The sequence below is a fragment of the Cupriavidus gilardii genome (genome assembly GCF_008801915.1).
Lineage (GTDB): Bacteria > Pseudomonadota > Gammaproteobacteria > Burkholderiales > Burkholderiaceae > Cupriavidus > Cupriavidus gilardii.
In genome coordinates this window covers 238,215-252,170 of record NZ_VZOV01000005.1, presented here as the reverse complement: position 1 = coordinate 252,170, position 13,956 = coordinate 238,215, and the positions used below count along the sequence as shown (strand labels likewise).

General features: G+C 68.2%; 11 protein-coding genes. 9 read left to right on the top strand and 2 right to left on the bottom strand.

The genetic code is table 11. The features are described 5' to 3' along the window. The first annotated feature begins 96 nt into the window (after nt 1-96). Nucleotides 97-855, top strand: coding sequence for a MetQ/NlpA family ABC transporter substrate-binding protein (locus F7Q96_RS09645; RefSeq protein ID WP_390884868.1), 759 nt, complete (start codon nt 97-99; stop codon nt 853-855). A 215-nt stretch (nt 856-1,070) separates the two neighbouring features. On the opposite strand, the gene F7Q96_RS09635 is transcribed toward F7Q96_RS09645, so the two are convergent. Together F7Q96_RS09635 and F7Q96_RS09630 are read right to left on the bottom strand one after the other, a co-directional pair. Next, a complete protein-coding gene (locus F7Q96_RS09635) occupies nt 1,071-1,850 on the bottom strand; it encodes a tetratricopeptide repeat protein (protein WP_226994926.1) in 780 nt (259 codons plus the stop codon). Between the two features lie 46 nt (nt 1,851-1,896). Continuing rightward, nucleotides 1,897-3,960: a bifunctional 2',3'-cyclic-nucleotide 2'-phosphodiesterase/3'-nucleotidase gene (locus F7Q96_RS09630; RefSeq protein WP_053823877.1), complete on the bottom strand. Its 2,064-nt coding sequence runs from the start codon at nt 3,958-3,960 to the stop codon at nt 1,897-1,899. Nucleotides 3,961-4,269: 309 nt separating this feature from the next. On the opposite strand from F7Q96_RS09630, the gene F7Q96_RS09625 reads away from it, so the two are divergent. The 8 genes from F7Q96_RS09625 (at nt 4,270) to F7Q96_RS09590 (ending at nt 13,955) form a co-directional block, all read left to right on the top strand. Then, entirely contained in the window at nt 4,270-4,791 is a 522-nt protein-coding gene (locus tag F7Q96_RS09625; protein WP_053823876.1) for a sigma-70 family RNA polymerase sigma factor, read from the top strand. Between the two features lie 28 nt (nt 4,792-4,819). After that, nucleotides 4,820-5,851: a FecR domain-containing protein gene (locus F7Q96_RS09620; RefSeq protein WP_053823875.1), complete on the top strand. Its 1,032-nt coding sequence runs from the start codon at nt 4,820-4,822 to the stop codon at nt 5,849-5,851. 106 nt (nt 5,852-5,957) lie between these two features. Next, nucleotides 5,958-8,417, top strand: coding sequence for a TonB-dependent receptor (locus F7Q96_RS09615; RefSeq protein ID WP_226995072.1), 2,460 nt, complete (start codon nt 5,958-5,960; stop codon nt 8,415-8,417). A gap of 21 nt (nt 8,418-8,438) precedes the next feature. Then, a complete protein-coding gene (locus tag F7Q96_RS09610; protein ID WP_053823874.1) occupies nt 8,439-9,173 on the top strand; it encodes a DUF4198 domain-containing protein in 735 nt (244 codons plus the stop codon). Continuing rightward, entirely contained in the window at nt 9,174-9,473 is a 300-nt protein-coding gene (locus F7Q96_RS09605; RefSeq protein ID WP_053823873.1) for a DUF3649 domain-containing protein, read from the top strand. It begins immediately after the preceding gene. Nucleotides 9,474-9,544: 71 nt separating this feature from the next. Further along, nucleotides 9,545-11,131: a PepSY-associated TM helix domain-containing protein gene (locus tag F7Q96_RS09600; protein ID WP_053824611.1), complete on the top strand. Its 1,587-nt coding sequence runs from the start codon at nt 9,545-9,547 to the stop codon at nt 11,129-11,131. After that, complete coding sequence (locus F7Q96_RS09595; protein ID WP_144425947.1) at nt 11,128-11,415, top strand: DUF3325 family protein; 288 nt, start codon at nt 11,128-11,130, stop codon at nt 11,413-11,415. The genes F7Q96_RS09600 and F7Q96_RS09595 overlap by 4 nt, the downstream gene beginning before the upstream one ends. A gap of 278 nt (nt 11,416-11,693) precedes the next feature. Further along, nucleotides 11,694-13,955, top strand: coding sequence for a DUF6603 domain-containing protein (locus F7Q96_RS09590; protein ID WP_151022551.1), 2,262 nt, complete (start codon nt 11,694-11,696; stop codon nt 13,953-13,955). The last annotated feature ends 1 nt before the right edge of the window (nt 13,956 follow it).

Here is a 13,956-nt window from a genome sequence, read left to right as displayed (position 1 = left end):
AACACGCAGAACAGAATCGAGAACCAACGGGAGAATTCGATGCGAGTCGCAAGCCGAGTCCGGATACTGGCCACCCTGTTGCTGGCCTTCGGCGCCATGCAGTCCGTCTGCGCGGCGGACCCTGACAAGAAGGAAATCCGCTTCGGCGCGACCGCCGGCCCCTATGCCGACCAGATCCGCTACGGCATCAAGCCGATTCTCGAAGGGCGCGGCTACAAGGTGACCATTGTCGAATTCAGTGACTACGTCCAGCCAAACCTGGCACTGGCGGACGGCGCGCTCGACGCCAATGCCTTCCAGCATTCGGTCTATCTGAAGACCTTCTCCGCCGACCGCAAGTTGCAGCTGTCCGAGGTGATCCACGTGCCAACGGCACCGATCGGCATCTACAGCCGCAAGCACAAGGCGTTGAGCGACGTGAAGCCGGGGGCGACGGTCTCGCTGCCGAACGATCCGACCAATCTCGCACGCGCGATCGCGATCCTGCAACAGATCGGCTGGGTCACGGTCAAGCCCGGCACGGACGCGGTGCGTGCATCAGAGCGGGACATCGCCGGCAATCCGCACAAGCTCAAGCTGGTGCAGCTGGAAGCGGCGCAACTGCCCCGCTCGCTCGATGACGTCGACTATGCCTTCGTCAACGGCAATTTCGCACTGGCCTCCGGGCTGAAATTGACGTCGGCGCTGGCGTTGGAAAAGATCCCCGACTACTACATGAATCTGGTGGCCGTCAAAACGAGCGATCTGAACAAGCCCTTCGTTGCCGATATCCGCGATGCCTACCGCTCTGCCTCGTTCAAGGCCGTGACGCAGCAGCGCTTTGCCGGCTTCGTGCTGCCGGCATACCAGAAGTAGCGCACCGTCGCGGCCGCGTCGGGCTGGCGGGACAGCGCGCCGCCAGCAGCGGCCGAACCGCGACGGCCGTCAGCACCAGCGAGATCATTGCCAGCGCGACCACCGTATTGGCTGACACCGGCTGCCGATAGACGAACGTCGCCACGACGAACTGCGTGGTCGGCAGGCTGAACTGCAGCGGGCCGCTGATCGACAGTGTGCAATCCGGGGCGGTTTCAGGGCTTGAGAGCCGGATGCTTGAGCGCGTGCGCCGTCTCGACCAGATGGAAGCGGAAGTTGCGCTCGTCGGGGTCGAGGCCCAGCTCGCCATGGCGGTAGGCGATGGCGAGCGCCTGGATCGATTCCGGGTGATCGCGCTCCGCGGCAGCTTCGTACCAGGCCACAGCCTTGTCGTCGTCGCGCGCGACCCCGCTGCCCTCGCGATAGGCATTGGCCAGCATGAACATCGCCTGCGCCACCCCGCCTTCGGCCGCCACCGTGAACCAGCGCGCCGCTTCGGCGGGGTTCGGCTGCGCGCCGTAACCGCCGCGATGGAGCAGGCCCAGGTAGTAGGCCGCGCCGACATGGCCCGCCTCTGCCGCGGCACGAAGATGCCGCCAGGCCGCCTGATGGTCGGGCTTGCCGTTTACCGCCGCGCCGCCGTCGCCGCCAGCATCGCCAAGGAACGCGGCCTTGCCGAGCACGAAATTGGCACGCGCGTCGCCCGTCGCCGCCGCGCGCTGCAGCCACCGGCGTGCCTGTTCTCGCTCCGAGGCATTTGGCCGCGACAGCAGCGTTTCGCCCAGCGCGGTCTGCGCGGCCACCTCGCCGCGCTCGGCCGCGGCACGCAGCGAGGCCAACGCGTCGGGATCGGCGGCCGCCGTGGCCAGGGTCTGCCATTGCGTGAGCTGCATCCGCCGGGCATCGTCATGTTGCGCGGCATGATGGCGCCAGACCGCTGCGCCGGCGACGCAGGCGCCCGCCAGCAATACCGCGGCCGTGGCGATGACAGGCAACGGATTCAGGCGGCGCCACGCGAGCGGCTTGCCGCCGCCCCGCCACTCAACTGTTGAGGTCGATCGCATATTTCGCCAGGTTCTTGCCGGAGCCGTCGTCGGCGCTCTCCAGCGTGATATTGGACAGACCGGCGGCCTGCGCCTGCGGCAGCTGCCCCGGCGCGGAACTGAACACCACCTTGCCCGCGGTCGCGACCTTGGTGAAACGCCAGCTGCGTGCCGAGCCGTTGGCGGCACGGGTGATGGTGCCGATCTTCTTGATGTAGGCAATCAGCACGTCGCGGTTCGCATCGGGCGAGGCGTAAACGGTCTTGCTGCCGTCCAGCCCCGGAAAGTTGCCGCCGCCGCTGGCGCGGTAGTTGTTGGTGGCGACGATGAACTGCTGGCTGGCGGTCACCGGTGCGCCGAGATAGCTGAGGTTCTTGATGCGGCTGCCGACCGGCTGGGTCACGTCGATCTCGTAGCTCAGGTCCGCGCTGGTGAACATGTCGAAGTTGTAGCCCGGGAAGCTGCTGATCAGCTGCTGCTCGGTGCTCGCCGTGGTGCTGATCTGGTTGAAGCGGCGAGCCGCGGTCTCGAGCCAGGCCTTCATCTCGTCGCCATTGACCTTCACCGCGTAGACCGTATTCGGATACAGGTAGAGATCGGCGGCGTTGTTGATGGCCAGGTTGCCGGCCTGCACGTCCGTGTAGTCGCTGCCGCCGCCGAAACCGCTCTTGAACGGCGCCGACACCGACAGCACCGGCAGCGACGCCAGGTCCGGCAGGTTGGCGGCGATGTAGTCCTTGACGTAGGCCGCCTGGGCCTGATTGACGATCTGGATCGCCCCTGGATCGCCGACGTCCGCGAAGTAGCTGTTCATCCGGTAGTCGGTGGTGCCGATCGGCGTCTTCACGTAGGCGATGGTGGCCTGGTGCTCTGCCTCGATGGCAGCGGCGACCTCCGGGTCGGCCTCGACATAGGTCTTGTCGGCCTTCTGGATCGAGCGCGCCTGCACCGTGGTCGCATTCTTGTCGACCGTCCAGCGCGTGCCGTCATGGGCGAGTTCGAGCTTGATCACGCCCAGGTGCTTGCCCCAGTAGTTCGCCATTACCGTCGGCACGCCGTTGACCAGCCCCCTGGCCTTGTCGACGCCGGGCAGGTTGAACTGCGCCACGGTGCTGTTGGCGTCGGGGAAGATCTGGTGCGAATGCCCGATCAGCATCGCATCGACGCCGGGCACCTTCGACAGATGCCAGCTCGCGTTCTCCATGTTCGGCGAATACGTCGACGCATCGAGGCCGCCATGCGAGATCACCACCACCAGGTCGGCGCCCTTCGCCCGCATTTCGGGGATGTACTGCTCGGCGGCTTCCCTGGCGCCGACCGTGTAGACCTTGCCGTCGAGCCAGCGCTTGTCCCAGGTCATGATCGCCGGCGGCGCGAAGCCGATGATGCCGACCTTGACGGGCACCGTCACGGCCTTGCCGTCGGGCGCGGTGGCGCTCAACTGCCGCGTGATGATCGTGTAGGGCTGGAACAGCGGCGCCTTCGACTTGACGCTGTAGACGTTGGCCAGCACCTGCGGAAAGGTCGGGCCCGCGCACGCGGTCTGCGCGGCCGGCTCGGGCAGCCCGTCGACGTTGAAGCGGTTGCCGGTGACCTGGTTCAGGAACGGCAGGCCGTAGTTGAACTCGTGATTGCCGATACCGCCGCCATCGAACCTGGCCGCGTTCATCACCTTGTACATCGCCAGCGTATCGCCGCACGACAGCGGGCTGACCTGCGCCTGGTAATCGGCCAGTGCGGTGCCCTGGATCGTGTCGCCGTTGTCCAGCAGCATCGTGTTGGGGAATTCGGCGCGCGCCTGCTTGATCAGCGTCGATACGCGCTCGAAGCCCATGGTCTGGTCTTCGGCCAGCTTGAAATAGTCATAGCTGCGCACGTTGCTGTGCAGATCGGTGGTCTCCAGCAAGGCCAGCGTGGCCCGGGTGCCCGGCGCGACCGCGGCCGGCGGCGGCGTGCCCGGACCGGGATTGCCCGCGCCATCGTCATCGGAACCGCAGGCAGCCAGCACGGTAACGGTCGCCAGGGCCGCCAGCCTGGCCAATGTGGATCGGAGTGGGGACACGGGTCTGCTCCTTCGCTGGGTGAGAAGCCGAAGATTGTCGCGGCCAACTATGGCGGCGGCATGGCAGAAATGTGGCAGCCGGCGGACGGTGCGCGATCCGGCTCCCTGCCCTGCCTCGTCCGCGCGCCACACGCCTCGCGCCCCAGACCCATCGCGCCTTGACAGATTTCGTTTAACTCTGTTTTTAATAATGATTACTATTTGCATCATTCTGTTTTCGTCACCTTTCCTTGCCATTCCGCCTTCCGCTCTGCCGTGTCCGCCTCCGCCCCGCCGGAGCGGCGGTCGAGCGGAATCTCCTGCTGCAACATGCCTACGCCGGTCTGCCTGCCACCCACGAGCATCGAGTCGCTGTATTGCGACCACCATCTATGGCTCAAGGGCTGGCTGCACCGGCGCCTGGGCAGCGCCGAGCAGGCCGGCGACCTGGCGCACGACACCTTCGTGCGGCTGCTGAACAGCGATCGGGTACCGAGCCGGCTCGACGAGCCCCGCGCCTACCTGACCACGGTCGCGCAGCGCCTGGTGTCCAACCACTGGCGCCGCGAAAAACTCGAACGCGCCTATCTCGAGGCCCTGGCGCAGGCGCCAAGCCGCGTCGAACTGTCGCCGGAGGAACGAGCGATCCTGCTCGAGACCTTGCTCGAGCTCGATTGCCTGCTCGACGGCTTGCCGACGATCGTCAAGGAGGCCTTCCTGCTGTCCCAGCTCGACGGGCAGACGCACGCCCAGGTCGCGCAGGCGCTGGGCATCTCGGTCCCGACGGTCAAGCGCTATGTCGTCAAGGCGCTGCAGCGATGCTTCTTCGCGGACCTGTCGTTCGTCGGATAACGACCGCATCAACCCGGATATCGCCGCCTTGGCTTCGACCTGGTACCAGACCACCGCCGACGCCGCCAACGTTCCGGCCGACGTGGCCGAGCGCGCGCTGGAATGGCTGCTCGAACTGCAGGGCGAGGACGTGGCGCCCGAGGTCGTCGAGGCATGGCAGCGCTGGCGCGCCGCGCATCCCGATCACGAGCGGGCCTGGCAGCGGATCGAGTCGGTCAAGGACCGGCTGCGGCCGCTATCCTCGCCGGTGACCGCCGATATCGCGCGGGCCGCGCTCGCCCCGCCGCGTTCGCCAAAGCGCCGGCGCGCGGTCAAGGTGCTGGCGGTCTCGCTGTTCGCTGGGGGCCTCGCCTGGAGCGCGCGCGACCATACGCCGTGGCGCCAATGGGCGGCGGACCATCGCACCGCGGTCGGCGAGCGCCGTTCGCTGGTGCTGGCGGACGGCACGCAGCTGTGGTTGAACACCGCCAGCGCGATCAACATCGAGTTCGACGCCGCGCAGCGGCGCGTCAGGCTGCTGGCCGGCGAAATCCTGATCGCCACCGCGAAGGACGATGCATCGCCATCCCGGCCCTTCCTCGTCGAAACGGCGCAGGGCACGGCGCAGGCGCTCGGCACGCGCTACGTCGTGCGCCAGCGCGGCGACGATACCGACGTCAGCGTGTTCGAGGGCAAGGTCGAAATCCGCCCCAATGGCAACGGCAACGATGGCCGCTCGATCGTGCTGCCGGCCGGCTATCGCGCCAGCTATACGGCGGACAGCATCACGTCCCCTGGCCCGGCCGAAAGCGACGGCGCGACCTGGGCCGAAGGCTTCATCGTCGCCCGCAGCATGCGGCTGGACGATTTCCTTGTGGAACTGGGCCGCTACAGCCACGACGCGTTGTCCTGCGACCCGGCGCTGGCGGGCCTGCGCGTGTCCGGCTCGTTCCCGCTCGACGACATCGGCAAGGTATTGAGCGCGCTGGGCACGACGCTGGAGGTCCGCACCGAAGTGGTGACGAGGCTGTGGGGGCGACGAGAGATCCGGCTGACGCGGGGCCCGGCCGCAAGGGGGTAGTCCACGACGATCCGAAAAAAAATTTGCCGCGAGCTGATCCGTTTTGGTTTTTCGCGGGTCATGGAGGTGAGCACTCCAACTTCTCCTCCTTCAGAAAGGTCAGATCATGGCTTCCCTCCGGGTCCACGTCACGGCGCCGACGCGCCAGCCCACTCACCGATTCCGGCGCAAGTTGCTGGCCCGCGCGGCGCGGCAGATCGCCTGCGGCGCCGCCATGGTCCTGCCGGCGCTGTCCGTGCCGGCCATCGCCCATGCGCAGCCTGCCTCCGCAAGCCGCAGCTATGACATCCCGGCCGGCACGCTCGAATACGCGCTCAGCCGCTTCGGCCGCGAGGCCGGCATCATGCTGTCGTTCAAGCCCGAACTGACTGCCGGCCGCAGCAGCGCCGGCCTGCAGGGCAACTACACGGTGCGCCGCGGCCTGGACACGCTGCTGGCCAACTCCGGGCTGGTGGCCGTCGAGCAGGCGAACGGCACCTACGTCGTCAATGCCGCGCCGCGGTCCGCGGATACCGGCGATGGCGTCGCGATGCTGCCCACAGCGACCGTGGTCGCATCGGCCAGCGACGGCGCGCTGCCGGCGCCCTATGCCGGCGGCCAGGTCGCGCGCGGCGGCGGCCTGGGCGTGCTGGGCACGGCCGACGTGATGGACGTGCCGTTCAGCACCACCAACTACACCGCCGAGATGCTGCAGGACACCCAGGCCCGCACGCTGGCCGACGTGGTCGTCGGCGAGGCTTCGGTGCGCACGCTGACATCGAGCGGCGGCTTCGGCGAGGACTTCCAGATCCGCGGCTACACCGTATCAAGCGGCGACGTCGGCTTGAACAGCCTGTACGGCATGGCCTCCGCGAGCCGGATGCCGGCGCTGATGATGGAGCGCGTCGAGGTGCTCAAGGGCCCGGGCACGCTGATGTACGGCATCGGCCCGAACGGCAGCATCGGCGGCGCGATCAATGTAGTCACCAAGCGTGCCGGCGACGAGCCGCTGACCCGCCTGACCGGCACCTTCCAGAGCAAGTCGCAGCTCGGCGTGCAGGCGGACATCGGCCGCCGCTTCGGCGACAACAAGGAATGGGGCGTGCGCTTCAACGGCGGCTACCAGAACGGCAAGACGACGCTGGACGATGGCCGCGCCGAACAGACGGTCGGCGCGATCGGCCTCGACTATCGCGGCCGCAAGCTGCGCTGGTCGCTCGATGCCTACAGCCAGCACGAGGGCATCGACAATTTCCGGCCGCAGATCGGCTTCCTGGCCGGCGTCACGTCGATCCCGGACGCGCCGTCCGGTCACCGGAATTTCTACCCCGGCACCAAGCTGAACCTGCACGACACGGCCGTGATGAGCCGGGTCGAATACGACCTCGCGCCTAACCTGATGGTATGGGGCGCGGCCGGCTATCACGAGGGATCGACGTATCAGGACTTCCCGTCGGGACGAGTCGATGCCCTGGGCAATTTCACCGTCAACAACGCCTGGTACGACGCGTACAGCAAGACGCGCACGGCCGAGGTCGGCGCGCGCGCAAGCTTTGCAACCTGGAACGTCGGCCATACCGTGACGTTCAGCGCGACGCGGCTCGATCAGGAGGCCGGCAACTTCTATCGGGCGAATCCGCTCAGCGACGGCGTGCCGTCCAGCATCTACCACCCCGTGCCGATTCCGCCGGTGCGCGGCACCCGTGACGAACCGCAGCGCGCCTCCGAAACCGAACTGACCAGCTTCTCGCTGACCGATACGCTGTCCTTCGCCGACGATCGCGTGCTGATCACCGGCGGCCTGCGCCACCAGCGCGTGGCGCTGGAAAATTTCACGGCTGGCGTGCAGTCCGGCAAGTACGACGACAGCGCGGTCTCGCCGCTCGCCGGCATCGTGATCAAGCCGCTCTCCAATGTGTCGGTCTACGGCAACTACACCGCGGGTCTGACGCGCGGCGGCGTCGCACCGGCCGGCACCGAGAACGCGGGCGAGGTCTTCGCGCCGTACAAGTCCAGGCAGTACGAGGCGGGGGTCAAGGTCGACTGGAGCCGCCGCGTCACCACCACCGTCTCGGTGTTCCAGATCGAACGCCCCAGCGCCGTCACCGACCCCGCCACCAACATCTACAGCTTCGACGGCGAGCAGCGCAACCGCGGCCTGGAACTGTCGGCCTACGGCGAGGTGATGCGCGGCCTGCGGCTGATGGCCAGCGCGACGTTCTTCGATGCCAAGCTGACCCGTACCGCCGGCGGCGTCAACGACGGCAAGGACGCCAACAACGTGCCCAAGCGAACCTTCAACCTGGGCGTCGACTGGGATACGCCGTGGGTGCAGGGCCTGAGCCTGTCCGGCCGCGTGCTCCATACCTCGTCGATGTATTTCAACGCGGCCAATACGCTGAGCCTGCCCAGCTATACCCGCTACGATATCGGCGCACGCTACCGGACCCGGATCGGCAGCACGCCGGTCGTGTTGCGCGCCAATGTGCTGAACCTGTTCAACGACAACTACTGGCTGGCCAGCGGGACCTATGTCACCGCGGCCGCTCCGCGCACGCTGATGCTGTCGGCGCAATTCGACTTCTAACGGCTATCCAAGGGCTATTCCATGAACGCTTCCACCACGCTCGCCGTCGCGCTGATGGCCTTCGCCACCGCGGCGCATTCTCACCAGATCTGGATCGAGCAGGCGCCGGGCCAGAACGCCAGCGTGCGCTTCGGCGAATTCGCCGAGAACCTGCGCGAGGTCTCGCCCGGCACGCTCGACAAGCTTGGCGTGCCGAGCGCCGCGCTGCTGTCCTCCAGGGAAGAGCGGGCCGCCGACGGCGTCAAGACCGGCGACGGCTATGCCCTGCCCTTCCGGGCCAAGGCCGGCGACGCGATCGTCGCCCAGGCGCCCCACTACCCGCTGTACCCGTTCAAGCGCGGCGATCAGCAGCTGACCGGCTGGTATTTCCCCGCCGCGCGGCTGGTGACCGAGCTGGCGCCGCAGGCGCCGAAGCTGGTGCTGGACGTGGTGCCGGCCGGCAAGGCTGGCGAGCTGCAGGTCTTCTTCCGCGGCAAGCCGCTGCCCAAGGCCAAAGTCGCGCTGGTCACGCAGTCCGGCTGGGCCAAGGAGAAGCAGACCGACGAGCAGGGCAAGGTCGCCTTCGACATGCCGTGGCAAGGCGTCTACGTCGCCGAGGTCAGCCACCAGGACGAAACCCCGGGCGAGCGCCAGGGCCACGGCGGCCCTGAGCGATACCATCGCGTCGACTATGTCAGCACGCTGACCTACGTCAAACCCGACGGCCTGCCCGCCGTGCCGGCCATTCCCGCACCGACCAAGAAGGCCAGCCACTAAATGCCAGCCGCCGTGCCCCGAGCCCTGAAGATCGGCTCGCTCGTTTCGCGCATCGTCGCCGCCGTGCTGGGCGGCTATGCGCTGGCGGCGCTGGCCAGCGTCGCCGCGCTGGCGCTGCCGATCAGCAAGCCGCAGGCCGTGCTGACCGGCATGCTCGCCAGTTTCGCCATCTATGCGGGCGCCGTGATCTGGGTCTTCGCGGTACGCAGCGCACGGCGTGCGTGGGCCGGGCTGCTGGTTGCGGCCGCCCCGTTGCTGCTGGCCGCCTGGTATGCCGGCGCCGTAGGGAGTGCATCGTGAAGTCCAACGCGAAGACCTGCAACACCAACGACAGCGCCATCGCCGCCAAGGGCCGCGGCATCCGCCAGACCATGTCCGACCTGCATACCTGGGCCGGACTGCTGGTCGGTTGGATTCTGTACGCGATGTTCCTGACCGGCACCGTCAGCTATTTCAAGGACGAGATCTCACAGTGGATGCGGCCGGAACTGGCCCATCAGCTCGAGGTGCCCGATCCCGCGGTGGTGGCCCAGCGCGTGGCCAATACGCTGGGGACCGTGGCCGCCGGCAGCCCGCTGTGGGGCATGGAAATGCCGACGGACCGGCACAACGTCGTCAGCGCGTTCTGGCGCACGCCGGGCGCGCCGGCCGGCAAGCGCGCCTTCGACAGCGGCACCTTCGATCCCGCCACGGGCGAGAAGGTCGCGGCGCGCGATACCAACGGCGGCGAGTTCTTCTATCGCTTCCACTTCCAGTTCCACTACATGCCGGTGCTGTGGGGACGCTGGCTCGCCGGCTTCTGCGCGATGTTCATGCTGGTGGCCATCGTCAGCGGCGTGATCACCCACAAGAAGATCTTCGTCGACTTCTTCACCTTCCGCTGGGGCAAGGGCCAGCGCTCCTGGCTCGATGCGCATAACGCACTGTCGGTGTTCGGCCTGCCCTTCCACCTGATGATCACCTATACCGGCCTCGTGACGCTGATGGCGATGTATATGCCATGGGGCCAGCAGGCGGCATTCAAGACGCCAGCCGAGCGGCAGCAGCTGACCGCGCAAATGAATGCCTCCCCGCCGCCCGTCAAGCCCAGCGGCGTGCCGGCCCAGCTCGCCCCGATCGACGACATGGTGCGCGAGGCGCAAGCGCGCTGGGGCCAGCACAACATCAGCCGCGTAACGATCGCCCATGCCGGCGATGCCTCGGCCCGCGTCACCGTGTTGCGCGGCGAGGCCGCGCGCGTGTCGATGAGCCCGCAGTACCTGGTGTTCAACGGCACCACCGGCAAGCTGCTCGAGGCGCGCGACCGCGTCGGCCCGGCGGCCGAGGTGCGCGGCGTCATGTATGCGCTGCACCTGGGGCGATTCAGCGATCTGCAATTGCGCTGGCTGTACTTCATCGTCAGCCTGGCCGGCACGGCGATGGTCGGCACCGGTCTGGTGATGTGGACCGTCAAGCGTCGCCAGAAGCTGCCGAATCCCGAGCGGCCGTATTTCGGCTTCTGGCTGGTCGAGCGGCTCAATATCGCGGCGATCGCCGGCCTGTCGATCGCGATGACGGCGATGCTGTGGGGCAATCGCCTGCTGCCCGCCGAACTGGCCGCCCGCGCCGCATGGGAGATCCACCTGTTCTTCATCGCGTGGGCGGCGACGCTGCTGTACGCGCTGCTGCGTCCGGCAAGGAAGGCCTGGATCGAACTGCTGTGGCTGGGCGCCCTGCTGCTCGCGCTGCTGCCCGTGCTCAACGCGCTGACCACTGACCGGGGGCTGTGGCGCAGCCTGGCCGACGGCGACTGGGTATTTGCCGGCTTCGATCTGATGATCTGGGCCTTCGCCGCACTGCACGCGATGCTGGCGGTGCGGACCGCGCGTCATCGGCCGAAGAGCAGGCCCGCCCCAAGGACGCGCGCGAGGTCCGTCACCACCACGGCCACCGCCACGCTGTCGGAGGACGGAGCATGATGGACCTGCTTGCCTTCTTGTCATGCATCGTTGCCTTCGGCGCGCTGGCGCTGGCGATGGAGCGCCATCAGCAAGCGATCTTTGCCGCTTTGCTGCCACCCTTGCGCACTCGGCTGCTGCGCGCGGCCGGCTGGCTGGGCCTGCTGCTCGCGTTGTGGTTGCTGGTTGCACACCGCGGCTGGGCGCTCGGCCTGGTCCATTACAGCGGGCAGACCAGCGTTGCCGCGGGACTCGTCCATGGCGTGTTGATCTGGCGGGAGCGGCGGCACGCGGCTCGCCGGTAACGAGGTCTCGATCGCTACGGCGTAAAAACCCCCGCGCCCTCGCACTGTTTCAGCGTTGATACGAATAAAACCGCGCGAGAACCAGACCTGCACAGAATTCATTTGCGTCCATCGTTGCTGTCGCCTCAGATAAGACGTCCCTGTCCTTCCATCGTGTGAGGCATCGGGGGTGCCGCGCGGCAACACGCGGCACTGCCCCACCCGGATCGCACGGACCGCCTGCTCGCCCGGCCTGATCGGGCGGTCCTCGATTGACGCAGTCCGCCAGGGCACGACGCATGGCCAGCAGCGAAGTCATCCGATACGCGGTGGAATTGGGGGACAGCCTGCGGCGCACGCTCGGCCCGGCGGCTCCCTCCGCGGATCTCGATGCGCTGCAGGCCGCCGCGCAGCAATTGGACGCCTTCGCACAGCAGGCCCCGTCCGCCAGCGACTGGACCGCGGCGGTCGATGCGTGGACTGCCGCCCGCAACAGGCTTGCGGCCCATCTGAACCGGTATCTGCTCGAAGGCTTGCCCGATATCCCGGGCCTGCAGGACCTGGTGCGCGCGCTGAACTGGGACAGCCCCCATGGCCTCAATGGCGAACTGCCGCTCGGACCGCTGAAGCTGGCGCTGTCCTCGTCCGCGCTGGTACTGCAGCCCAGGCTGCCGGACGGCACCACGTTGCCCCCGTTCTCCGCCGGCCCCCGGCAACCGTCCGGCATTGCCGTCTCGTTGCCCTCGCCGTTCGGCGGCGGCCTGCCGGGCGGCGGCGCGATCGTGCGCCTGCCTTCGGGGACCGGCTTTGGCGGCGCGCTGAACGTGCCGCTGGGCGCGGTATCGGTCAGCGCGTCGGCCGTCCTCGAGCGCCTGCCCGACGGCGTGCCATTGTTTCTGGCGCTGATGGGCGTGTCGTTCGTGCCGCCGATCCAGCTGTCGTTCGGCTTCTCGCTGGACCGCGTCGGCGGCCTGGTCGGCGTGCACCGTCGCGCCGATACCGATGCGCTGGCGGTGGCCGTGCGGTCCGGCGCGGCGGCCGATACGCTGCTGGCCACGCGCCCGCCGGCGAACCCGAGCCTTGCGATCGAGGCGCTGCAACGGTTCTTTCCCGCGTTCCGCGGCAGCCATCTGGTCGCGCCGACCTTGCGGCTCGCGTGGCTGTCCGCGGGCGCGGGCAGCTTCCTGTCGCTCGATCTCGGCCTGGTGGCCGAGGTCCCGAGCGGCAAGGTCGTGCTGCTCGGCGTCGCGCGTGCCGGCATTCCCGGCGTGCCTGGCTTGGTGCAGTTGCGGCTGGACCTGCTGGGCATCGTCGATCCGGCGCAGGCGCTGGTGTCGCTCGACGCCAGCCTGGTCGACAGCCATGTGCTCGGCGTCTTCTCGGTGTACGGCGATGCCGCGATGCGGCTGCACTGGGGCAGCCAGGCGTATGCGGTGGTGTCGATCGGCGGCTTCTATCCAGGCTTCAACCCGGAGCCGGCGCAGTTGCCGGCCTTGCGCCGCGTCGGGCTGTCGATGCAAACGCTGGGCGGGCCGCTGTCGATCCGCGCCGAAGGCTATCTGGCATTCACGACCAACACGATCCAGCTGGGCGGGCGTTTCGATATCACGTTCTCGATGGGGCTGACCGCGCATGGCTTCCTGCAGATCGACGCGCTGGTGCAGTTCCGCCCGTTCGCCTTCGTCGCCAATGCGTCCGCGGGCTTCGAGGTGCGCGCCGGCGGCTTCAGCTTCGGCGGCGTGCGGCTCGACGGCACCGTGTCCGGTCCCGGACCGCTGGTGATCCGCGGCCGGCTGACCATCGAGACCTTCCTGTTCGACGTCTCCTGGGACGAGACCTTCTCGCTGGGCAGCGGCCCGGCCGACATGGCCGCGAGCCCAGGCGAGCTGCTGACGATCCTGCAGCAGGAGATCGTCCGTGCCGGCAATGTGCGGGCCGCGTCGATCGACGATCCGGCGGTGGTGCTGGCCCCTCGCCCCACGCGCCCGGGCATCGCCGCGGTGCCGCCGACCGGCGCGCTGCAATGGTCGCAACTGCGCGCGCCGCTGGGCTTGCCGATCGACCGCGTGGACGGCCTGCCGCTGCCCGCACGCGGGGGCGCGCGTGTGTTGACGCCTGGCGAGCCGGTCCTCGAACGCTTCGCGCCGGGCCACTACTGCAACCTGAACGAAGCCGAGCAGCTGAACCGTCCGCCGTTCGACGTGCTCGATGCCGGCGTGGTGTTGAGCGGCGGCCCGCCCCACGACAGCGCGGCGCAGAACGACGACCGGAAAGTCGACCTGGTCGTGATCCTGCCCGGGCTCGAGGACGAATGGATCGCCCAGCGCACCGATCTCAGGGCGATCGCGCATCTGGTCGCGGCCAGCCATCGTCCCCCCGCGCTCGGCAACACGGCGCAGCTGATCCACGCGGCCCGCGAAGTGTGGACCACGGTGCCGCCGACGGAATTCGCGAGCTACACCAGCGCCACTGCCGCGCATGCCTTTGCCCGCCACAACAGTACCGGCGGCGCGGTGCCGATGGCCGACCTGCTGTCGCCGGTCGACCTGTCCGGAGTCTGAG